The 22,924-nt window shown below is 36.9% G+C and carries 27 protein-coding genes; 4 read left to right on the top strand and 23 right to left on the bottom strand.

Annotation, left to right across the window (positions count from 1 at the left end):
- Positions 1 to 6: 6 nt before the first annotated feature.
- Positions 7 to 1,317, bottom strand: coding sequence for a ribosome biogenesis GTPase Der (gene der, locus PH210_RS10870; RefSeq protein WP_289985287.1), 1,311 nt, complete (start codon positions 1,315 to 1,317; stop codon positions 7 to 9).
- A gap of 177 nt (positions 1,318 to 1,494) precedes the next feature.
- Positions 1,495 to 2,103: a YphA family membrane protein gene (locus PH210_RS10865; RefSeq protein ID WP_289985286.1), complete on the bottom strand. Its 609-nt coding sequence runs from the start codon at positions 2,101 to 2,103 to the stop codon at positions 1,495 to 1,497.
- A 108-nt stretch (positions 2,104 to 2,211) separates the two neighbouring features.
- On the opposite strand from PH210_RS10865, the gene PH210_RS10860 reads away from it, so the two are divergent.
- Entirely contained in the window at positions 2,212 to 2,352 is a 141-nt protein-coding gene (locus PH210_RS10860) for a YpzI family protein (RefSeq protein ID WP_007084885.1), read from the top strand.
- A gap of 56 nt (positions 2,353 to 2,408) precedes the next feature.
- Here the strand turns inward: PH210_RS10860 and PH210_RS10855 are convergent.
- The 16 genes from PH210_RS10855 to PH210_RS10780 form a co-directional block, all read right to left on the bottom strand.
- A protein-coding gene (locus tag PH210_RS10855; RefSeq protein WP_289985284.1) for an IS3 family transposase occupies positions 2,409 to 3,757 on the bottom strand; the annotation gives its coding sequence in 2 pieces (ribosomal slippage) (positions 2,409 to 3,313 and positions 3,313 to 3,757; 1,350 coding nt in all).
- A gap of 70 nt (positions 3,758 to 3,827) precedes the next feature.
- On the bottom strand, positions 3,828 to 4,883 hold the full coding sequence (gene fni / locus PH210_RS10850; protein WP_289985283.1) for a type 2 isopentenyl-diphosphate Delta-isomerase: 1,056 nt from the start codon (positions 4,881 to 4,883) through the stop codon (positions 3,828 to 3,830).
- Positions 4,884 to 4,895: 12 nt separating this feature from the next.
- Positions 4,896 to 6,035: a 30S ribosomal protein S1 gene (rpsA, locus tag PH210_RS10845; protein ID WP_289985282.1), complete on the bottom strand. Its 1,140-nt coding sequence runs from the start codon at positions 6,033 to 6,035 to the stop codon at positions 4,896 to 4,898.
- Positions 6,036 to 6,187: 152 nt separating this feature from the next.
- Complete coding sequence (locus PH210_RS10840) at positions 6,188 to 6,769, bottom strand: lysophospholipid acyltransferase family protein (protein WP_289985281.1); 582 nt, start codon at positions 6,767 to 6,769, stop codon at positions 6,188 to 6,190.
- Between the two features lie 2 nt (positions 6,770 to 6,771).
- Positions 6,772 to 7,446, bottom strand: coding sequence for a (d)CMP kinase (gene cmk / locus PH210_RS10835; RefSeq protein WP_289985279.1), 675 nt, complete (start codon positions 7,444 to 7,446; stop codon positions 6,772 to 6,774).
- Positions 7,447 to 7,569: 123 nt separating this feature from the next.
- On the bottom strand, positions 7,570 to 7,758 hold the full coding sequence (locus PH210_RS10830; protein ID WP_289985276.1) for a YpfB family protein: 189 nt from the start codon (positions 7,756 to 7,758) through the stop codon (positions 7,570 to 7,572).
- 193 nt (positions 7,759 to 7,951) lie between these two features.
- Entirely contained in the window at positions 7,952 to 9,301 is a 1,350-nt protein-coding gene (ypeB, locus tag PH210_RS10825; RefSeq protein ID WP_289985275.1) for a germination protein YpeB, read from the bottom strand.
- Positions 9,302 to 9,315: 14 nt separating this feature from the next.
- Positions 9,316 to 10,221, bottom strand: a complete 906-nt coding sequence (gene sleB, locus PH210_RS10820) for a spore cortex-lytic enzyme (protein WP_289985273.1) — start codon at positions 10,219 to 10,221, stop codon at positions 9,316 to 9,318.
- Positions 10,222 to 10,311: 90 nt separating this feature from the next.
- Positions 10,312 to 11,001: a glutamic-type intramembrane protease PrsW gene (gene prsW, locus PH210_RS10815; protein WP_289985271.1), complete on the bottom strand. Its 690-nt coding sequence runs from the start codon at positions 10,999 to 11,001 to the stop codon at positions 10,312 to 10,314.
- A 103-nt stretch (positions 11,002 to 11,104) separates the two neighbouring features.
- Positions 11,105 to 12,061, bottom strand: coding sequence for an asparaginase (locus PH210_RS10810; protein WP_289985269.1), 957 nt, complete (start codon positions 12,059 to 12,061; stop codon positions 11,105 to 11,107).
- Between the two features lie 8 nt (positions 12,062 to 12,069).
- Complete coding sequence (locus tag PH210_RS10805) at positions 12,070 to 13,041, bottom strand: YpdA family putative bacillithiol disulfide reductase (RefSeq protein ID WP_289985266.1); 972 nt, start codon at positions 13,039 to 13,041, stop codon at positions 12,070 to 12,072.
- 161 nt (positions 13,042 to 13,202) lie between these two features.
- On the bottom strand, positions 13,203 to 14,480 hold the full coding sequence (locus PH210_RS10800; protein ID WP_289985265.1) for a Glu/Leu/Phe/Val family dehydrogenase: 1,278 nt from the start codon (positions 14,478 to 14,480) through the stop codon (positions 13,203 to 13,205).
- Positions 14,481 to 14,673: 193 nt separating this feature from the next.
- Positions 14,674 to 15,258 carry a genetic competence negative regulator gene (locus tag PH210_RS10795; protein WP_289985264.1) on the bottom strand — a complete coding sequence of 195 codons (585 nt, stop codon included), beginning with the start codon at positions 15,256 to 15,258 and terminating at the stop codon, positions 14,674 to 14,676.
- Between the two features lie 69 nt (positions 15,259 to 15,327).
- Positions 15,328 to 16,119 (bottom strand): metallophosphoesterase, encoded by a 792-nt coding sequence (locus PH210_RS10790; protein ID WP_289985263.1) that lies wholly within the window; start codon positions 16,117 to 16,119, stop codon positions 15,328 to 15,330.
- Between the two features lie 24 nt (positions 16,120 to 16,143).
- Positions 16,144 to 16,512: a hypothetical protein gene (locus tag PH210_RS10785; protein WP_289985261.1), complete on the bottom strand. Its 369-nt coding sequence runs from the start codon at positions 16,510 to 16,512 to the stop codon at positions 16,144 to 16,146.
- A gap of 59 nt (positions 16,513 to 16,571) precedes the next feature.
- Entirely contained in the window at positions 16,572 to 17,207 is a 636-nt protein-coding gene (locus PH210_RS10780) for a CBS domain-containing protein (protein ID WP_289985260.1), read from the bottom strand.
- A gap of 148 nt (positions 17,208 to 17,355) precedes the next feature.
- Between PH210_RS10780 and PH210_RS10775 the strand changes: the two genes are divergently transcribed.
- From PH210_RS10775 to PH210_RS10765, 3 genes are read left to right on the top strand one after another with little or no spacing between them, the layout of a single operon-like run.
- On the top strand, positions 17,356 to 17,586 hold the full coding sequence (locus PH210_RS10775) for a spore coat associated protein CotJA (RefSeq protein ID WP_289985258.1): 231 nt from the start codon (positions 17,356 to 17,358) through the stop codon (positions 17,584 to 17,586).
- Complete coding sequence (locus PH210_RS10770) at positions 17,583 to 17,843, top strand: spore coat protein CotJB (RefSeq protein ID WP_289985256.1); 261 nt, start codon at positions 17,583 to 17,585, stop codon at positions 17,841 to 17,843. The genes PH210_RS10775 and PH210_RS10770 overlap by 4 nt, the downstream gene beginning before the upstream one ends.
- 22 nt (positions 17,844 to 17,865) lie before the next feature.
- Positions 17,866 to 18,435 (top strand): manganese catalase family protein, encoded by a 570-nt coding sequence (locus PH210_RS10765; protein ID WP_223591615.1) that lies wholly within the window; start codon positions 17,866 to 17,868, stop codon positions 18,433 to 18,435.
- A 107-nt stretch (positions 18,436 to 18,542) separates the two neighbouring features.
- Here PH210_RS10765 and PH210_RS10760 read toward each other — a convergent pair whose 3' ends face one another.
- The 5 genes from PH210_RS10760 to PH210_RS10740 form a co-directional block, all read right to left on the bottom strand.
- Positions 18,543 to 18,998 (bottom strand): YpbF family protein, encoded by a 456-nt coding sequence (locus PH210_RS10760; protein WP_289985252.1) that lies wholly within the window; start codon positions 18,996 to 18,998, stop codon positions 18,543 to 18,545.
- A 92-nt stretch (positions 18,999 to 19,090) separates the two neighbouring features.
- Positions 19,091 to 19,768, bottom strand: coding sequence for a LysM peptidoglycan-binding domain-containing protein (locus PH210_RS10755; RefSeq protein ID WP_289985251.1), 678 nt, complete (start codon positions 19,766 to 19,768; stop codon positions 19,091 to 19,093).
- Positions 19,765 to 20,370, bottom strand: a complete 606-nt coding sequence (locus PH210_RS10750; protein WP_289985250.1) for a CPBP family intramembrane glutamic endopeptidase — start codon at positions 20,368 to 20,370, stop codon at positions 19,765 to 19,767. The genes PH210_RS10755 and PH210_RS10750 overlap by 4 nt, the downstream gene beginning before the upstream one ends.
- Positions 20,367 to 21,869, bottom strand: a complete 1,503-nt coding sequence (locus PH210_RS10745; RefSeq protein ID WP_289985249.1) for a RecQ family ATP-dependent DNA helicase — start codon at positions 21,867 to 21,869, stop codon at positions 20,367 to 20,369. The genes PH210_RS10750 and PH210_RS10745 overlap by 4 nt, the downstream gene beginning before the upstream one ends.
- Positions 21,869 to 22,906: a YpbB family protein gene (locus PH210_RS10740; RefSeq protein ID WP_289985247.1), complete on the bottom strand. Its 1,038-nt coding sequence runs from the start codon at positions 22,904 to 22,906 to the stop codon at positions 21,869 to 21,871. Before PH210_RS10740 ends, PH210_RS10745 begins: the two co-directional genes overlap by 1 nt.
- Positions 22,907 to 22,924: the final 18 nt, after the last annotated feature.

Here is a 22,924-nt window from a genome sequence, read left to right as displayed (position 1 = left end):
TCATCATTATTTTCTTTCTCTTGCATAAATTTTGATAGGTGTTCCCTCAAACCCAAAAGCATCTCTTATCCTATTTTCTAAAAAGCGCTCATATGAAAAATGCAGTAATTCAGGTTCATTCACAAATACCACAAAGGTTGGAGGTTTTACGGCTACTTGGGTAGTATAATAAATTTTCAACCGTTTTCCCTTATCAGTTGGAGTAGGGTTCATAGCAACCGCATCCATAATAATGTCATTTAATACACTCGTTTCAACCCTCATTGAATGGTTTTCACTCGCTGTATTAATCATCGGAAGAAGAGTATGGATTCGTTTTTTCGTTTTTGCCGATAAATACACAATCGGAGCATAGCTAAGGAATAAGAAATGATCCCTAATTTTTTGCTCAAGCTCGTTCATGGTCTTCTCATCTTTTTCAATAGCATCCCACTTATTTACGACAATAACAACTGCTCGTCCTGCCTCATGGGCATAACCAGCAATTTTCTTATCCTGTTCAATAATACCTTCCTCGGCATTAATGACAACAAGAACAACATCCGATCTTTCTATTGCTCTAAGTGCACGGAGTACACTATATTTTTCTGTACTTTCATACACTTTTCCTTTTTTTCGAATACCTGCAGTATCTATTATGACATATTTCTGACCATTGTACGTATAGGGAGAATCGACGGCATCACGTGTGGTCCCGGCAATATTGCTGACGATAACCCGATCTTCACCAAGAATAGCGTTTACTAAAGAAGATTTCCCAACGTTCGGTCGGCCGATTAAGGAAAACTTAATGGTTTCTTCATCGTAATCCATTTGCTTATTTTTAGGAAAGTGTTTTGCTGCCTCATCTAATAAATCCCCAAGTCCTAAGCCATGAGAACCGGAAACCGGAATAGGTTCACCAAAACCAAGCGCATAGAAATCATAAATCTGCTCACGCATCTCTGGATTATCAATTTTATTAACTCCAAGTACAATCGGTTTTTTTGATTTGTATAAAATTTTTGCAACCTCTTCATCGGCAGCAGTTACTCCTTCTCTTCCATTGGTTAAGAAGATAATTACATCAGCTTCATCGATTGCTACCTCTGCTTGTTGGCGGATTTGCTCTAAAAACGGTTCATCGCCAATATCAATACCTCCAGTATCGATTACATTAAATTCATGTGTCAGCCATTCTCCAGAACTATAAATCCGATCTCGGGTTACTCCGGGAATATCCTCAACGATGGAAACTCGTTCCCCCACTATTCGATTAAATATCGTAGACTTTCCAACGTTGGGCCGTCCAACAATGGCAATAACAGGTTTCACCATTATGATCGCCATCCTTTCTATTCTTATATTAAAAATCTTAATTGTTCATTTATCCTAATAACAAATGAATTCACTAATACGAAGAAATAAACCCTTCTTTGTTTAGAAGGGTCTAACTTCAATAGTTTAGCAAATGTTAAAGCTTTCCCGCAATGATAAGCTTAATAAGTTTCAATTTCATGATGATTTTTGTTTTGCTTTTTCAAAAAAGTGAAAATGATTTTGGAAAATAGCTCCAGAATTTTCAAGAATACTCCAGGCAGACAACAATGCAGCAATTAAAGAACATGCATCTAAATATGCAAATGCACCGATGGGATAAGGAAAATCGTATTTACTTAAAATAAATGCATATAAAAATTCTCCCTGCATTGTGCCGCAGATGACTATTAATAACCTTCCTTTTAAGTTTTTCTGCAAAAGAATGGCTAAATAGCCAATCACTATCCCCATCATCCATTCCTTTTTGAAAATAATCCAAACTGGATCAAAAATTTCAAATAAATGAAAGGTCACATAGGCAATTGAAACAATTAAAGCTCCTACAAACAGATAGAGCAGTGCACCAAGTTTTTCTTTTCCTAAAAATAAATAGGAGAAAATTAATAATAATAAACCACTACTATAGATTTCCATGCTGCCAATGAAGAAATGATAATTTGAAAAGATAATAATTATGAGAACAATTGCAGAAAGTTTTAAACGATAGGGGTTTTGCTTTTCCATCATAAAGGTTAAATAAACCCAAAACGTCCAATAAATCCAATAAAACATTGTTCCTTCCACTACACACACCTCCTATTATTTTCATTATTGGTAATCCTTATGTACTTTCATACTTGTTCGCATAATATTTTCGGTCGTGATTCATCTTAAAAAGAGGAGGTGTGGATATTGGGAAAAGACCGCCAAGAAAAAAAGCTTAAGGCAAGCAGAAGGGTTGAATCAGATCGTGATCAGGCTTTACACTACCCTGGTGCAACAAAATTATCAAGCCCTGAGGAAGCACGGGGATTGAATGATGGTAAAAGATAAATAAGAAAAGCTCTCGCGGGTTGAAGTGACCCCATAAAGTTAGACAGGTTATTTCGTTAGGCAGCTTGTTGGGCCTGAACTCGGTATTGTACCGGGCTCAGGCCTTTTAATTTTGCCTTAATTCGTTTGTGATTATAGTAATCAATATATTTTGCCAGTTCTAGCTTGAAGTGTTCCACACTTTCAAATTCTTTTAGGTAAAGAAGTTCAGATTTCATGATCCCAAAGAAATTCTCCATTACGGCGTTGTCATAACAGTTCCCTTTACGAGACATACTTTGCGTAATGTTATGTTCACTGAGGGTATGCTGGTATTTTTTCATTTGGTAGTGCCAGCCTTGATCTGAATGAATAAGGAGGGTATCATCGTCTGTTAAACGCTCCAAAGCTTGATCTAACATTGTTGAAACTAGTGAGTAGGTTGGTCTTGAACCAATTGTATATGTAATAATTTCACCATTATATAAATCCAAAATTGGGGACAAATATAGTTTCTCTCCAAACAATTTAAACTCCGTAATATCTGTAACCCATTTCTCATTTGGTTTCTCAGCTTTAAAGTTTCGGTTTAAAATATTGGGAGCAATTTTACCAACTGTTCCTTTGTAAGATTTATATTTCTTCATACAGACAAGACATTTTAGACCTAATTCTTTCATAATACGCTGGACTTTTTTATGATTTACTTTATTCCCACGATTTCTAAGTTCATCGCGAATACGACGATAGCCAAAACGGCCCTCATGTTCATCATAAATGGTTTGGATCAATTCTTTTAGCTCCGCATCAGGATCTGGGCAACCGAATTTTTTCACCCAATAGTAATACGTACTCCGTGGAATCTCTGCGAGCTGAATAAGTGCTTTCACCGGAAATTTATGCTTTAATTCATAGACTACTTGCGCTTTGTCTTGTTTGGTGATTTTTCCTTGTTTTGAACTAAGGCATTCAACTTTTTTAAATAGGCATTCTCCATGCGTAAACTTTGTAATTCTGCTTGCAGTGCTTCGTTTGTTCTTTCAATAGGTTTTGATTTATTTGTATCCTTTTTCATAGTCGGACGCCCCTTTTTCTTTGATATGAGGGCGTCTTCTCCTTTTGATGAGAATTGTATTCTCCATTTACGGATTAAACCAGGGGAAGGGATATTAAAAATAGCCGCAGTTTCATTTGGAGACGTCCCATTATCATTCATATATTTTAGTACGTCTAGTTTAAACTCTGAAGAATAACTTGTATAGGACTTTTTAAACGCTTCTGGACCATTTTGCTCGTATTGCGTCACCCAGGTTCTAACCATATAATCAGTAGCTCCAATGGACGCTCCGATCGTACGATAGCTCTCACTACCTCTTAAATAGCGTTGAACTGCTGCTAATTTATCCTCTACATTAAATTTAGCCATAAAAAAACTACACCCCTTACTGTTAGATGGTGTCTAACAATTGGGGTGCAGTTCAGGGTGCGAGAGCTTTTTAAATGGTTCTTTGACCAAATGTTCTTGTATCTATTCCTCTTTGATTTAACCAATGGCAGGTCTCACCAGTGATGATAAGGGGAATTCTCTTTAAATCAGCAATTGTCCTTGCCCCTAGGGCCGTCATTATCATTATCATTTCTTTATGAAGAGTTTCGATTTCACCCATTAAGGAATCTACCCCTTGGTCAACAAGAATTCGTAAGAAATAACCAGCAATTCCAATCGCATCGGCTCCGATAGCTAAGCCCTTTACCATATCAATCCCGTTATTAAATCCCCCAGAACCAATGATGGAAATATCATTCGATACTGAGGATGCTTCAATTATGGAAATGGGGGTAGGAATGCCCCAATCTGCAAAGAAGGATAGTGATTTTTCCCTGCGCCTGTTTTCTATATCTGCAAAATTCGTGCCACCAAAGCCGCCACAATCCACCACTGTCACACCCACAGAATTAAGAGTTCTTACTGTTTCCATAGACATTCCAAATCCTACCTCTTTAACAATAACCGGAACTTCTACGTTCTTTACAATAGCTTCAATTCTTTTTAAAGCACCCGTAAAGTCACGGTCCCCCTCAGGCATCGTAAGCTCTTGAATCACATTTAGGTGAATTTGGATAGCATTTGCTTCGATCATGTCAATGGCAGATTTCGCTTCATCTGGTGTCGCTTCACTTCCCAAATTTGCGATGAGAACACCATCAGGATTTTCTTTTCGGACTATTTCATATGTATATTTTTGCGTTTTATCCTTTAACGCAGCCATCTGGGAACCAACAGCCATGGCAAGCCCTGAATGTTTTGCTACCATTGCCAGCTCTTTATTTATTCTATAGGTTTTTTCTCCGCCGCCGCCTGTCATAGCATTGATAAAAATTGGCGAACTTAAATAAAGTTCGCCAATTGAGTGGTCTAATCGAACATCGAGCACATTAATATTCGGTAAGCTTTGGTGAATAAACTTAATATTTTCAAAAGCGGATGAACCGTCTTGCCCATTTTCGAGGGCAAAACGAATGTGGTCCCATTTACGTTCAGATCTAGACACTTCTTATCACCATTATTTTCTTAGATTCTTTAATTTATCGCCAATGACTTCACCAAGTTGAAATCCTTTTGACTCTTCAGGAAGCTCATAATCAAGGTTTTCCTCAACTTCCTTTTCGAGAAGTTCTTTAATACTTAAAGATAGACGTTGATCCTGTTCATTAGTATCAAGAACCTTAACTTTTACTTCTTGTCCTTCTTTTAGTACTTCGTGAGGTGTGCCAATGTGCTTATGAGCGATTTGGGAGATATGAACAAGGCCTTCTACACCTGGAAATACTTCAACAAAGGCACCATAAGAAACTAATCTTTTGACTGTACCAGTTAAAATACTGCCTTTTGGAGCTTTTTCATTAATATTTGACCATGGTCCAGGAAGAGTTTCTTTAATAGACAAAGAAATTCTTTCATTATCGCGATCAACACTAAGAACTTTAACTTGGACTTTTTGACCTTCATGAACAACATCCGTTGGTTTACCAACATGTTCATAGGATAATTGGGAAATATGAACAAGTCCATCTATTCCGCCAATGTCCACAAAAGCACCAAAATCGGTAATTCTTTGAACTGTTCCATCAATAATTTGACCAACCTGAAGGGCACCTAAACGATTTTGTTTTTGTTTACCTTTTTCTTCCTCCACAACAGCACGGTGGGAAAGAATCAAACGGTTCTTTTCCTTATCAAGTTCTACAATTTTAAACGTAAGCTTGCGCCCTTTGTAATCAGAGAAATCTTCTACAAAATGAGCTTCAACTAACGATGCAGGTACAAAACCGCGGACCCCAAGGTCTACAACAAGACCGCCTTTTACAACATCCTTAACTTCTGTTTCAATAACTTCGCCGCTTTGGTATTGCTTTTCTAAGCTATCCCATGCTTTTAAAGCATCAACCTTCTTTTTTGATAGTATTAATGCTTCCTCTTCCACCTTTAATACCTCTAATTCAAGAGTATTACCTTCCTGGACAGCATCAGATGCCTTTTCAATATGAAGGCTGGAAAGCTCACTAATCGGGATGATCCCATCAAGTTTACTATCTTGAATGTCGACATATACCTGCTTTTCTTCAACTTTAGTTACTTGTCCTGTTACTTTGTCCCCAACTTCAAAGCTTTTCACTTCTACTTGATTTAACTCTTCCGACATATGTATTCCTCCTTAATCCATTAACTGCAAAATCTATATATGATTCGGTGGATACCACACAGTATACACCACATATAATAAACCATGTGAATTTTCAAAAAAAATCTCTTTTTATAAACTTCTTACAAATAGTCCTTTTTGTCAAGCAATAGCTATTGATGCTCTTTTATCAGTTTATGAATTTCTGACATAATTAATTCAGTAACCTGTTCGGCAGAAGCCTTTGTATTTCTGGCTTCATCCATTGCAATCGGTTTTCCATAAACGACCCTTAGCTTTCGTAAGCTTTTATACGGACCAATAATTGCACAAGGAACTACAGCGGAATTTGTCTTTAAGGCAAAAAAACCAGCTCCGGCTAATCCCTTACCTAATTCACCAGTTTTACTTCTAGTTCCTTCAGGAAAAAGACCTAAAACATGTCCATCCTTTAAAATACCTAATCCTTTTCTTAATGCTTCTCGATCGCTCATTCCTCTTTTTACTGGGAAGGCATTACATTTCCGAACAATTTCACCTAACACAGGGACTCGAAATAACTCTTCCTTCGCCATATAGTGGACAGGACGAGGAGCCATGATTCCCAATACAATCGGATCAAAATTATTAATATGATTGCAGCAAAGAAGGACACCGCCATCCTTCGGGATATTTTCTACTCCCAGGGCCTCAATCCTGTACCAAGGTTTAAAAATCCCATATGCAACTGATCTTGCAAAAGAATAAAACGTCACACTTATCCAACCCTTTCGTGCACCAGAGCCATAATTTTTTCTACAACTTCAGGAATCGCCAAAGAGGTTGTGTCGATTTCAATTGCATCATCGGCTTTTTTCAAGGGGGCAATTTCTCTTTCTGAGTCGATTTTATCTCTTCGTGCAATTTCTTCTTTTAATTGATCTAAATTTGATGTAAAACCCTTTTGAAGGTTCTCCTGATGCCGTCTCTCAGCTCTTTCATCTACACTAGCCAGTAAGAATACTTTTACTTCAGCATTTGGCAGAACATGGGTACCGATGTCACGTCCATCCATCACAACGCCTCCATCGAATGCAAAGGCTTGCTGCCTTTTTACCATTTCTTCACGGACTAGTTGATGTTTTGCAACGATGGAAACGGAATTTGTTACTTCTGAAGAACGTATCTCATCCGTTACATCCTGATTGTCTAAAAATACTAATTGTCCTCGTTCTGAAGGAAAAAGCTCGATACTAGTCGACAAAAGCATTTTTAGTAAAGTATCCTCTTCTTCAAGATTAAGATTGTTTGCAATTGCCTTATATGTTAATGCCCTGTACATCGCACCAGTATCGATATATATATAACCTAAATTTTCAGCAACAATTTTAGCTACAGTACTTTTCCCAGCTGCAGCAGGGCCGTCAATTGCGATAGATAGTTTCTTGTTCATAAATCCTCCTAATTGCAATCATGATTTCTCATAAGCTGTCTTCCTTTTATTTTACCATAAGATAAAGAAATGCTTCTTTTTTTTACTATTAAATTCATAAAAATAAAGCAGGTTTCCCTGCTTTTATTTTTGCCCTTGGAAGGTTTGAATAATTTCTGTAAAGGTATTCTCATTTACACCTTCATATTTTGTTAATTGCTTAATTTGCGGAAGGGCATCGAATTGATGAAATATTAGTTGTGAAAGGAATAGAAATAAAAATTGAATAATAATTATCTTGGCTAAAATTCTTTCTGCCTTTTCCAATACCACCACTCCATCTAGCTAAGTTACCCCTATTATTGGATTTGATAATTTTTTTTATTCTAGGCTCTGTTAAACTAGGTTGTTGATTTGCGCCGCAGGAGTCTTCGCGCCTTCCGCTCCAATCAACAGTGTTAAAAATCAACAATGTTCTTTAACACAGCCTTATTCTATGAAAAAAAGGATAAGCGTCTGCTTATCCTTATAACACATCTTCATATATTGCTTCGGCATTTTTCAGTTTTTCCACTTTTTCTTCTTTACCATCTTTTGCATTAATAAAGATACGGTAGGTATCATTACCGATTGTTCCAAGAAACTCATAACATGTCACTTCTTCATTGAGATCGTTTAGAATTACTGCCTGCCTATCTTCCATCACCTTTAATTTCGGATTTACTTTAGAACGTGCTTGTTGTAGTGAAATTGCCGGCTTATCGATTTTTCTAGTTTGGAAGGATTTTAAATAATCCTCAGCGGATTCACCCATGATGTCCCCGTTATCAAGAGCTACCTTCACCTTAACGGATTCAGGGTAAATCCTTATCCCATTGATACTCGTAACAAAATTGAAAACACCTATATTATCGTATTGCGTGCTTTCAAAAAGCTCCAAGTCTTTAAAGCCCGTTTCCTTTAAAAAGTTTTGTGCCTTATTGGTAGCGTCATTTAAACTTAAAATCTGTTTCTTAATATCTCGGTTGTTAATAAACCAAATGGGATGTCCAGCTTTTTTAGTAATATCCATACTTGCTTCCTGACCGGAATCTGGATTTTTCATTGATACACTGTAAAAGCCATAATCTGACCCTTTGCCGTTTTCTGTTACTTTAACTTTGGCATTTCCGTCAAAATTCATATATTTTTTGGCAATAGTAACAGCTTCTTTACGTGAAATAGTTTTGCCTTGTATCTTTTTGTAATTTTCATCCTTTTTTTGAAAGTTCACTGTTGTTGGTCCTTGATTGGTTTCATCAAAACCTGTCACAGTTTTCTCCACTGTTTTAAAACCATCAATTATGGTATTGTCCGTTTGCTCTTTTCCAGAAGCAAGCGCCAGCTCAACATCCATCCAGCGCAGGTTATTTTTTAAAACCATATGCTGGACATTTCGAAGTTCATTCTGAATGTCCCCCGACTGTTTATAAAGAACCTTTAAGTTTTCATACTCTTTATCAGACAATGGTTCCTTATCCAAATCTCTTACGGCTGTTCGATAGCTAAAGTTACCTATATTTGCTAGAAACTCTTCGGTTTTGTTAAAAGGCAATAATGTTAATGGTAGCTGCCCGACATCACTATGTGCTTCTGACGTGATTCTCCATACTTCAGTTAATGATGGTGACAGGGAATGCCTTGAGTTCATTGCCAATGTTGTCCCAATTTTATCGTGTAATAAATCCATTTGATAGGAAAGATCATGGAATGCCCGCTGATAGTTATTTTCAGCATTTAACAGAATCGCATTTTTTTCTTGGTGCTCTTGATAACCCCAGTAAGCTGTTCCGGCAACACCGACTGCAAGGACACCTATTAATATACCTCTTATCAATTTTACTCACCTCTCTACTTGCAAAAAATATGCTTTCCGATTCGTTTGATTTGCGGTCTGCCCCAAATCCATCCGCTTGTTGCTGTAGCAGGGTTAAAATAATACAATGCTTCACCTGTAGGATCCCACCCATTAATGGCATCGATGACCGCTTTCTTTGAAGATTCATTAGGTGTAAGCCAAATTTGCCCATCTGCAACAGCAGTAAAAGCTCCCGGTTCAAAAATTACTCCCGATACTGTATTTGGGAAATTTGCACTATTTACTCTATTTAGGATGACAGAAGCGACTGCAACCTGGCCAATATATGGCTCGCCCCTTGACTCCCCATGGACCGCATTCGCCATTAGTCGAATATCATTTTGTGAAAAACCATTAGGAGTATTGGCAGCTGTCGGTTTCTTTGGTGCTGCTTTTGGAGTTGCTGCTCCCTTTTTAGGTGCAGCCTTTGTAGCTGCCTTTGGTGTAGCTTTTGGTGCTGCGTTGTTAGTTTGTGTGTTATTAGCCGGTGCTTTTTTACTCGGAGCTTCTTGTTTGCTTTGGTCTACTCCTCCATAATGAGTAAATTTTCTTCCCTTATTTAAATTGGTTTTAACAAAATACTCATTATACTTGGATGCCTTTGCCAGTTTATTCTTAGTTGTTGTCCCTGCTAACCCATCAATTGGCAAACCGAATTCATATTGGAAATTTCGCAATGCCCAATAGGTACTCCATCCAAAAACTCCGTCAATTTGACCATTATAAAAGCCTAAATACTGGAGCCTTGCCTGAAGTTCAATAACATCTTCTCCAACAGCTCCCTTTTGGATTACTTGTCTGGAAAATGCATACGCCCCATCAGGATTTACCAATGACAGAGGCATAATGAAAACAGAAATTAAAACGAAAGACTTTATTAGGATGTTTTTCATATGCATGGAATAATAACCCCCGTTGTAAATCTTTTTGCAGTAACCCTATTTTTTGTCTAATTGGTGTTTTTATTCCAAAAATAAAAAAACCCTTCATCAGGAATGAAGGGTTTTTTGAACTGGATACTGTTTTTTTAAATGTTTGGCACTCAATATCTTAGCTTTTTTCACTTTTCTTAAGCCAAACCACCAAAGAAAGATCATAAACGGAAAAATAATAAACAGCCAATGTTCTTGTGAAATTAAAATAAAATCATAGAATCCATGGAGAATGAAAGGCAGTAGAAGCGAAAGGAAAATCCACTTTGCTTTGTTTCCATCCGTGAACTTCGCCTTTCCAAGATAAAAGCCCATTATAACCCCAAACAATGCATGACTTGATACTGGCAATAATGCTCTGGTCATCGCATGTTCAATCCCATTTGCAACTAGATAAAAAATATTTTCCACTGTCGCAAAACCAAGTGAAACGGAAACGGCGTATACAATTCCATCGAATGGCTCATCAAACTCAACATGCTGGTATATAGCATAAAAAAGGATAAACCACTTAAAAAATTCCTCCAGAAGACCGGTGTTTAGAAATGCATCGAACAAGTGGGTTTGAAGCAGATTTTCAGTTTCAAGAACATGCTGAATAAACATAATCGGAAACACCAATAAAGCACCGTACAAAAAGGTCCGAAGTACGAATGAAATTGGCTCTGGCTCATATTCATCTTTTAAATAAAAATAACTAAGTAAGGCCAGTCCGGGGGCAATCCCGGCAGATAATATCCCCAGCATGTTGAACCTCTTTTCCAATCCGTTTTCTTTATCGTAACATGGAAACAATATAAAGAAAATGATAGTTTCCTTCCACTTTATTTACAAGGATTTGTCTAATCATTTAAAAAATTATTTTTTCTAAGCCGCTTGCAAGTGCCACAGCCAATTTGATTCTAGCTTTTTTAGAATCATTGTCACTTCCTAAAATTACACCTTTTTTATAGAGATCATAAGCACTGCCTTCATAATCATAAGTAGTGTAAACAGCACCCTCTTCTGCGCTAGTTGTAACAACCAATTTAATTCCCTGCTTAATTGCCTTTTCAATTTCCTCCATCATTTGAGGAGCCACCTGGCCGCGGCCGACACCTTCAAGAACAATTCCTTTTACCCCAGCTTCACGTGCTGCTTTAATGAATTTTCCATCTGCACCAATATAGCATTTAATCAATTCAACTTGCGGGATTTCAGTCTGAATTTCATAATATTCTCTTTTAATCGGCTTTTGAAAGACATGGACTTGATCATTATCAATAATGCCAAGATATCCAAAACCAAAGGCATTAAACCCTTGTATATTAGAAGCATGTTCTTTTTTTACATAGCGTGCAGCGAATATCCTTTCATTAAAGACAACAACTGCCCCAGCATCATGCAGGTCAGTGGAGCAGGCTGAGTAAATGGCATGTCGTAAATTAATATAAACATCGCTCCCTAAATCTTCAGGAGAGCGTTGAGAACCTGTGACAACCACAGGCCGATGGTCTTTTATTGTTAAATCAAGAAAATATGCAGTCTCTTCCATCGTATCCGTTCCGTGTGTCACTACAACCCCAGCGACAGTCTCATCTTTAAAATAGTCCACTATTTTGTTTTTTAATGCAGTAAGATCTTCAAATGTAATATGAATACTTGCTTTTTGAAAAACAGATTCTACGATGACTTCAATGTCTTTTGGTAAATTACACATTGCAGCAAGTTCTTCCCCGGTAAGAGCTCCAGAAGCAAGTTTTCCAGTATCCTTATTTGGTTTACTAGCGATTGTTCCACCAGTTGTTAATAAAACAACCTTTTTCATCATCTCAATCACCCTTCAGCTTCTTTTTCTATGATAGAGTGCGCAATTTGTCCACCATGGAACCTGCCATTTTCGATAAATATTTCATTCGCATTGTTCCCGGCAGCAATTACCCCCGCTATATAGATCCCCTCCACATTTGTCTCCATGGTTTCAGGATTAAATAACGGTCTTCCTGATTCTGGATCAATTTTCACACCCATGGTTTTTAAAAATTGATGATCGGGATGATAACCTATCATCGCAAAAACAAAATCGTTGCTAATTGTTTTTTCAACTCCATCTTTATTATATATAACTTGCTCCTCATTTATGGCTTTAACATTTGCATTAAATTCCATTAATATAGTCCCTGTACGAACTAATGCTTCAAATTCCGGGAGAATCCAAGGCTTAATGCTTGGAGAATATTCTTTTCCGCGATAAAGTACGGTCACCCTCGCTCCTGCCTTCACCAATTCCAGTGCAGCATCGACACTAGAATTTTTTCCTCCTATAACACACACATCTTTATCAAAATACGGATGGGCTTCTTTAAAATAATGTTTAACTTTAGACAAGCCTTCTCCAGGAACATTCATGTAATTCGGATGATCGTAATAACCAGTTGCAACAACGACATAACGAGCGCAGAAACTGTTTTTATCCGTATTGATATGAAATAAATTATCTTTCTTTACCACTTCAATAACCTTTTCGAAGGCGTTTATACGAAGCTGCTTCCGCTTAGCTACCTCCCTATAATAGACCAATGCCTGATTACGTTTCGGCTTATAGGTATCTGTTACAAAGGGAATATCTCCAATTTCTAATTTTTCACTCGTACTAAAAAAGGTTTGATGGGTTGGATAATGATAAATGGAATTGACTACATTCCCTTTTTCTATTATTAATGGCTTTTTTCCAATCTCCTGAAGAGAAATAGCTGCTGCCATGCCGCAAGGTCCGCCGCCAATAATGATTATGTCCTCTATTTGCACTTTAGGTACACTCCTTAATAAATACATTAGCTGTGTTAAACTTGGCTGTTGATTTGCGCTCCAATCAACAGGATTTCAAAATCAGTTATATCCTTAAACAATAAAAAAACTCCTACCGTTTAATGATAGGAGTTTTTTCATTTTATTTCAATGTTTTGCGTTTAAATCCAGCCTCTGAAGCGGCTTGCTTCAGCCATCTTTCTAACCCCAACCATATAAGCAGCCAGGCGCATGTCTACCCGGCGTGTTTGGGCAGTATCATAAATATTTTTAAAGGATTTAACCATTACTTTTTCAAGCTTTTCTTCCACTTCTTCTTCTGACCAGTAATAACCTTGGTTATTTTGTACCCACTCGAAATAAGATACCGTAACCCCGCCAGCAGATGCTAAAACGTCTGGAACAAGCAGAATACCTCGTTCTGTTAAAATTTCTGTTGCCTCTAATGTAGTTGGCCCATTTGCCGCCTCAACTACAATGCTAGCACGAATGTTATGAGCGTTCTCCGCAGTAATTTGATTTTCAATTGCAGCAGGAACAAGAATGTCGCACTCAAGTTCTAGTAATTCTTTATTTGTAATTGTATTATTAAATAATTTTGTTACTGTTCCAAAGCTGTCTCTTCTATCTAAAAGATAATCAATATCCAGACCATTTGGATCGTATAATGCACCGTAAGCATCCGAAATCCCTACAACCTTTGCCCCTGCGTCATGCATGAATTTTGATAGGTAGCTTCCTGCATTACCAAAACCTTGGACTACTACTCTTGCACCCTCGATTTGAATTCCCTTCTTTTGGGCTGCTTCACGAATACAAATGGTTACACCTTTTGCAGTTGCAGATTCGCGTCCATGTGATCCGCCGAGAACAAGGGGCTTACCAGTGATAAAGCCTGGAGAGTTAAATTCATCGATTCGGCTGTATTCATCCATCATCCATGCCATAATTTGTGAATTGGTAAATACGTCTGGAGCAGGAATATCTTTCGTAGGTCCTACTATTTGACTGATAGCGCGTACGTATCCACGGCTAAGTCTTTCAAGTTCTCTAAAAGACATATCACGAGGATCGCAGATGATACCACCTTTTCCCCCTCCGTATGGAAGGTCGACAATTCCACATTTTAAGCTCATCCAAATTGAAAGGGCTTTCACTTCTGTCTCTGTTACTCCTGGATGGAAGCGAATTCCGCCCTTTGTTGGCCCAACGGCATCATTATGCTGTGCACGGTAGCCAGTAAATATTTTTATTGAACCGTCATCCATTCTAATTGGAATTTTTACTGTCATCATACGTAACGGCTCTTTCAAGAGCTCGTATACCTCTTCAGGATAACCTAACTTTTCAAGGGCCTTATGTATCACAGTCTGTGTTGATTTTAACACATCATGTTTTTCCTCTTGATTAGTCTTTTCATTAGCTTTTTCGGCTCCCATTTGTAATCCTCCTAGAAATTGCTTTTACGAATGTTGTCCGCTTTCAGACACAAGTATACACCTTTAAATGATTTATGCAAGAAAAAAAACATTCTTTTCATCAATAACTCGTTATTATGTAAACGCTGCCATCCATGATTAATTTATTGAATTATGGATAGCATTTGTCCAATAGGTTTCCTTCATCCATTTTTTATAATTTAAAAAAATGAAGAATAGTTTCCACCGCTTTATTTTCGATAATTCCTTTTCCATATTCCATAAGTACAAATGGACTAATGATTGAAGCATTGCCAAATTCAGAAAAAATACAAGCAGCTTGTTCGTTTATGTTAGAGTCTAATTTTTCCATTAAAAAGTAATAGTGGTTATTCATAAAATATAGGCTTCCGCCAAATATATTCATGTAAGATAGCCTTTGGGCTAGACTAATAATGTCTTCAAAATCCTCAAATTCATATATTAGGTCATCAAATCCTCCGACCCTGACCTGCATTTCAATAAATCCATCATATAATATCTCTTCATCTTCCTCTGCTTCGTTTACAGTAATGATCATAATCATCCCCTGTGCCTGAAGGGAGAATATTTCCACTGCCACAGACCCCTGGATATCTACATCAAATTCCTCACTAGCTTCCTCAAGCATATCATGAAAAAGCTGATTCCATTTGCTTGAATCCTTCCAAATATCTTCCTTGGAAAGTCCCCTATCAATTAAATCATCAGAGGTTAAAAAAATTTTAATTTTATTGGCTGTTAAGCGTTCTAAGCGCATGATTTTGCCCCCTGCTGTGACATCACTCTTGTTTGTAGTGTATGCCTCAGGGCTTTGTTGGTGAATTGTCTACATCACCTTATCCGGAGCAGGACCATTCCTAAGGGTAATGAGATGGCATTCTGCCGGTGCGCCTAACCTTAAGGGCACCGAAGTTGTTCCATATCCATTACTTATTAAAAGGATTGTATTTTGAAGTCTTATCAGCCTTCCACGTTTATAGGGACTATACCCAAAAATATGAATCTGACCTCCATGGGTATGTCCGCTTAGTACTAGACGTATTTCATGCTCTGGAAGAATTTTGTTTGTTATATTAGGATAGTGGCCTGCCAAAATTTTAAAACTGTCTTCCTCTGCATCTAGCAGAGCTAAATCAAGTCGGTCACGATTTTGGTTTAAGTCATCTACTCCAAGCAAACATAATTTTTCTCCTTGATTTGATTCAAAGGTAACAGAGGTATTGTCTAACACTTTTATCCCATGGTCCATAAGGACAGCATCTAGTTCATGATAGTCAACCTCATAATCATTGTTTCCCCATACAAAGTAAACAGGTCCAATTTGTTTTAAAGCGGTTAAATTGGTTTTCACCCTTTCCAAGGGGACTCCCTTCTCTGTTAAATCTCCCCCTATGATGACAATATCAGCCTTTCCTTTAACATTGTTAATGATGGTTTCTGAGATTGTTCTTCTATGTATATCTGAAATAAAAAAGATCTTTACTTCTCCAAACGTTGCCGGAAAGTCCGGAAAATAAATATCCTGTTCTATTACTTTATTTAGAAAAGCTTGATTTAGCATATATAAAAGCAAAAGTATGCCGCCTATAACCATCAAAGCAACTAATATAATAATCATTCCCTTTGTTCCCCTTATCAACGCTTAATTTTCTACCGAAATCATACCATAAAGAAGACTCAAACTAAAAAAAATGAGTGTTTCTTCCCAGCTAATATAAAAAAGAAGGAAAAACACGAATCCAAAACCACAATATTCCAATAACATTAGGATACTCCATGACGATTGCTTCTTCCTTGTCTTTATCGTCTTATTAATAATCCCATGAATTACTCCTCCGCTGATTAAAATCCCAATGAATAAAGCAATTGCGGCTGCGAAAAATTGCAATGGATTAATGACAATTCCGACAAAAAAGTCAGTAAGTGCATAAGGATGTGGTATTAGAATCCATTTAATCACTAAATATCCACATAAAAAAACTAAAGAAAAATGAACTAACCTGATAAACATAAAAACCCCCTCCCATAAAAATATATGAGAAGGAGTCTATTTTTTTCCTTTATTTGATTTTAATCATCCTCTTGAATACTTAAAATTCGGAATCCATGCTCTTCTAGTTTCTTTGTGAACCGATCTATGTTGTTTTTCTTTTCAACCTTCATCACAATTCTCCGAACAAGTCTATCTGTTTCATCAAAAGTAACAAGTGAGATGATATGCTCGTGGAATTGATGAGCAATTTCAGAGAGGCGGGCAATGCGTCCCTCAGTTTCTACCGATGTAAAAGCAATTCTAACACCTGGGCGGTTTACACCAAATGCACTTTCAAATGAGCTTAATACGTCAGACCGTGTAACAACCCCAAGAAATTGATGATTGGAATCAACAACGGCCAATAATGGAAAATCCTTCAAATCAAGGAGTGTCTTTTCAAATAATTCAGAGCCCTCTAGGAACTTTTCTTGGTGAGTGGCAATATCTTTCACTGTAGTTAAATTTAAATATTCATCCTTTTGTTTATTCGAAAGGAAATAATTTGCATAGATGCTGTATCTTGTGACTACACCTGCATATTGCTCACCTTGCAAAACCGGTAACCCATCAATTTGATGTTTTTCAAGACTTTCCAAAGCCTGTTTAAGGGTTACATCTGCTTGAACTGTAAAGCATTCATGCTTGGGTATCATAATATTTTTCACGAACAATTTCCATCACCTCAAAAGTTATAATCCTGACTCTTTTATTATACTTCTACAAGATAGTGAAATTCCCTTTCATATATTAAAGTTTTATGTCATGTCTTAATTTAAATTTCATATATTTAATTGATATTGAAAAAAAGGGAGGGTCACAATGCACACCCATTATAAGGTCTTTCATCCGTTTGCAAGTCAGTTTGATCCCTGCAAGCCGATACTTGAAAAAACCTATTCTACTCCACCCCATTTATATATAGGATTCCAGCCGCCAAATCTTCCGCAATTTTCCCCGCTTGAGGCTTTGAGAGCAGGCACACTTTGGAAGGATTTTTATGACCCGTATTACAATGCTTTTGAGAAAGCGGGAGGGGGACAGCCGACATGAGACAGGTTCCTGCCGAATATTATCAGATGATGGAACAGCTGCAAGCTGTCGACTTTGTCTTGGTAGAGCTTACCTTATACTTAGATACTCACAATGATGATCTTGAAGCAATAAACCAATTTAATCATTATGTGAAGGAAAGGAAAAGACTCAAAAAAGCATTTGAAAGCCAATTTGGTCCTTTACAGCAGTTTGGCAACAGTTACTCCGGATATCCTTGGAACTGGGACGATAGTCCATGGCCATGGCAGGTTTAATTTAGAGGAGGGATTACACTAAATGTGGATTTATGAAAAGAAGCTCCAATATCCCGTTCGAGTCAGTATTTGTAATCCGACTTTAGCAAAATACTTAATTGAACAGTATGGAGGTGCTGATGGAGAACTTGCCGCAGCATTACGATATTTAAATCAGAGGTACACCATTCCGGATAAAGTAATCGGTCTTTTGACAGATATCGGTACGGAAGAATTTGCCCATTTGGAAATGATTGCGACAATGGTATATAAATTAACAAAAGATGCCACACCAGAGCAAATGAAGGCTGCAGGTTTGGCAGAACATTATGCAGACCATGACAGCGCATTATACTACCATAATGCTGCAGGAGTTCCATGGACAGCCACCTATATCACCGCAAAAGGAGACCCGATTGCCGATTTATATGAGGACATTGCAGCCGAAGAAAAGGCACGGGCAACTTATCAATGGTTGATAAATATCAGTGATGATCCTGATATCAATGATGGTCTCCGTTTCTTGCGTGAACGTGAAATCATTCATTCCCAACGCTTCCGTGAAGCAGTGGAAATATTAAAAGATGAGCGTGGCAAAAAGAAAATATTCTAATGAGCAAAGGCTATTTTCGCTTAGTAAGTGAACCTTATGAGTTTTCAAAAAGTAACAAAGTTTACGAAAAGAGCCTTAGCAAAAGAAGCAGGAAAACTATCTGCTTCTTATTTCTTTTCATGATAAAGGTTTATATCATAATTTTTTTTCATAATCTCAAATACTAAATGGCGGTTTTTCCATTCTTCTTCTTTTTTCCAATAATCCTTGCTTCGGTCCACGATTTCACATCGTAATTCATGATACTCCTTTTCTGCTTTATCTTTTTTTTCTTTTAACAAATTCATCGTGCCGTACATACCAACCACAAAAACTAATAAGGTAAAATTATTCGAATCGTTAACAAAAGCAGAAAACATCGCGGCAAATGAATAAGAATATACGCTGGCTACGGTAAAGTACAGATAAATAAAAAAGCAGGTTGCTAAAATGATTGTTCCCCAGATAGATAAATTATGGCGGCGTTTGAACCTGTCAAACTTTTCTTTTCTTTTCCTTACATTTTCAAGTGCCTGTTTTGTGGCTTGATCCGTATTTTCAAGTAATTGGATTGGAGAATCCATTTTATCCCCTCCTTTATCTCCGTATATTAATATGAACTTGTCCGTTTTAATATGATTTTTTATATAAAAAAACCGATCTAAAGTTAGATCGGTTAGTTATTTAATGGTATTTTTAGCACTTGGCCTGCATTGATATTATCACCTTGAAAATGGTTGGCCTGTCGGATAATGTTCATTCCTGATTGAGACTTATAGTACTTCATCGCAATATGATATAAAGTTTCTTTTGGCTGAACCGTGTGGTAGACAATTTTACTTGTTTTTTTCGGTGCAGTTGGTTGGCTCTTTTTCGTTTCTTGTATTGGCTGACTATTTTTGTCTCCTGACTTATTTGCATCGATGTTGACAGGTCTCGGAGGTGTTGAAATTTCTTTTGTACTATTCTCTTCAGTTAAAGCCGCTTCGTTTTTTACTTGGTTACTTTCCATCTGTTGCTCATCGGCCTGCTTATTTTTCTCATCGATTTCAGTCTTTTCTAGATTAATAGTTTCATAGCCGACAGAATCCCCTGATGTCTTAACGGTACTGCCTATTCTCTTACCATCTATATATGATATCACGCTAAAAATAATGATAGGAAGAAGGATAAAGAAAAGAACCAATAGACGAATAACCGGGTATTTAAACTTCCATTTTGTTTTCTTCTTTTTTTGTCGGTGCAGCTGCTCCCTTGGGGGCAAATCACCTGATTCATCAATTTTTTCATTAATTTTTTGAATCCGTTGTTTTAACCTTTCAGCTTGATCTCGATATGGCTCCTCTTTATTCACGTAGAAACTCCTTTCTCGTCGTCATTACCTGGTGAACGCCTAAATTTTATATATACACCTAATAAAAAATCGATGATAAAATGCATGACAATTGTAACGGCTAAATTATCTGTCCACTCATAAATCATACCGATAAAAAAACTGAGGACGACAATATTTAAAAATAAAAACCAATTAAAAAGATATCGATAATGGATAATAGCAAAAATAATACTTGCCAGTATGAGACCAACTTTTGTTTGGATGATCCCACGAAATAACAATTCCTCACTAAACGCGACAATGGCAGCAATGATGAAGATATGAAGAATATTTCTATGTTTGAAAATTCTTTCATTTAATCCACCATCATCATAAAAGGAGGAAGGAAGAAACTTCATTAAGATTAAATCGACGATCACAACAACTGCTCCAGAGGGTATCCCTATTAGAACAATATTAAAGTCCTTAAAGTGCAAATGATTCAAATAGGAGAAATGATCAAATAAAATAAATCCTAATATGAACGATATGACTAAAAGGATGCCTTGCGTCATATAGAGATGAAGAAGCAACTCTTTGTCAGTTAGGTTTTTTATCAATTCATTATACTTCTTTTTCATTCGCTCAACTCATTCTTCATTAAAATTTTACCGAGATATTCCATCCAAGACAGTTCATTTGTTGTCGTTTTTGTATGGTCGATAGAAGAATGATAATCTTTCAGCTGAAGCCCGCACTGATCGCAGCAAGGAATCACCTTATTGGTTAATTCATCATCAAAGTATTCCATTATAAATTCTCTTCTACATACATTTGATTCTACCCATGTTTTCATGTGAAATATATTGTTCATTTTTGCAGTTAACCTTTTCTTTAAAAATAATTGAATGGTTTTCTGAAGTTCTTTTCGGTTATTTTGAGGTGTATCATTAATCAATTCTTCAAGGATACGCCATTGAATTTCATTAAAACCACCGAGCTCACATAAATGATTATTCAAATGGAGATTCCCATCCGTATACTTTACTTCCTGCTCTATTTTAGAAAAAAGCCAATCAATTTGCTGCTCAGATGGCAGTTCCCCCTCTGCCAACTGAATCGGAAGGTGCTCGTCCCCGGGGGAATACAATAAAATGGCAATGCTAAGCTTTCCATCACGACCTGCTCTCCCAATTTCCTGAAGATAGGATTCAAGTTGCATCGGCATATGATAGTGGACGATAAAACGGATATTTTCTTTATTTACACCCATTCCAAAGGCACTAGTAGCACAGATGACATCCAACTGTCCGTGAATAAATTGCTGTTGGATTAATACTCTGGTATTCGGATCTTGTCCCCCGTGATAAGCCATAGTCCGGCAAATCCCTTTTTCTGCTAGTAAAGAAGCCATTTGTTCCGCTAATTTTTTACTAGAAAAATAAATAATTCCCGGTTTCTGTAGTTTAGTAACCAACTCAACTACCCGATTTTGTTTATCATGGTATTCCGCTAATTTCTCCACTTTAAATGCAATATTGGGACGATCAATGGTTGTTTCTACTTTTCTACAATTTTCAATACTGAGTGATTGAATTATATCCTTCCGAACTTGCTTTGTTGCTGTGGCAGTCAGAGCAAGTGTCAAGGGATCCCCCAGCTTTTGGCGAATATCGCCTAATTTTGAATAATCAGGCCGAAAATCATAGCCCCACTGTGAAATACAATGTGCCTCATCTACAACGAATAAGGAGATAGATAACTCACTAAGCTTCCGTAAAATAAAAGGAACACTTAACATTTCCGGTGATATAAAAATAAATTTATATTTTTTTAACTGCCGCAAGACACTATTTTTTTCCTCTTGTGTAAGAAAGGAATTCAATGCAACCACTCTTTTTTCACCAAAGCGCTTAAATTGCTCTACCTGATCCTGCATTAGGGAAAGGAGGGGAGAAATAACTAAAATGTGACCACTAAGAATAAGCCCCGGAAGCTGGTAGCATAAAGACTTTCCAGTACCAGTAGGAAGCATAGCTAGAGTATGCTTTCCTGCTAAAATAGAAGTGATTACTTCCTTTTGTCCTATCTTAAATGAGTCATAGCCAAAATGTTCTTTTAATAGGATCTCTAAATTCATTATCGCTCACCATACTTCGCCAACACTAATCTTATTTGAAAGTAACTAGCCGTTTTCACTTTATCCCTGATAAACTTAAGCTGTCGTGAATTTATTTGCCGTGAAATTTCTAGAATTGTGTCCTGCAGATTTTTTTCAACATAGTCATCAATTGAAAAATCATTAATATGTAGGGCAAATTCTACGAAGTGGTCCTCAATTGTACTTAATTTTAAATGTCTTATGTCTGCAATCCTTTCAAGGGAATACCCCTGATTTAATAGGGTCCATGTTTTTCTGGATGAAATCGTTAATTCATTATTTTGCTTTAAATCCCTAATAAGCAGCGATAATAATGGAAAGTTCTTAGTTTCCCGATTAATCTTTTGCAGCAAGTAATGGATAATATTGATAAATTCAATATGATAATCGTGAATATCCATATTGAGCCTTTTAGCTGTCTGCTCAGGAGTTAACCCAATTTGTTGATACCCTGTTAATCGGAAGATTAACACAGAAGGATCGGCATTTTTTGCTTCTTTAAAACAATCTACCAGCTCGGAAAAAAGCATGCTTCCCATTTCCAGCCTGGGTACTTGGATTTCCTTTAATATTGTTTTTAACCAAAAATGAACATCTTTGTTTTTTTGTATGGGGATATATTGGTTTTCGTGGTTTACAAAATTCGAAGCTACTTGAACTAACAACGATAATCTTTCCCAAAAATCATTCGTAAATTGGTGATAAATCCACCCATTAAGAAAACTGGGTATATTGCTGTGAAATAAATTTACTTCACCTTCTGGTGTAAGGTCAAATCGCTGCTCCCCGCAATTGTTAATCCACTTTTTTTTAATCATATTTTGAATAATAATTTCGAAGGATTCCCGAGTTAGCGTATCGTAAATCCCAAATAAATGCTTCAGTGAAAATAAATGTGCATCCTGAATCGTTTGGGATGATTTTTTTCCATTTAACAGGTGATAGATAGAATAAATAGTCCTTTCCCTGTTTAATTTCTTTAAACAATATAGAGAAATCGATTCAATTTGTTTCATCAAGGGCCCCACACTTTT

Source organism: Paenibacillus sp. BSR1-1 (genome assembly GCF_030403775.1).
GTDB lineage: Bacteria > Bacillota > Bacilli > Bacillales > Cytobacillaceae > Neobacillus.
The sequence above is the reverse complement of the archived record's forward strand: the minus strand, read 5'-3'. Positions and strand labels throughout refer to the sequence as shown.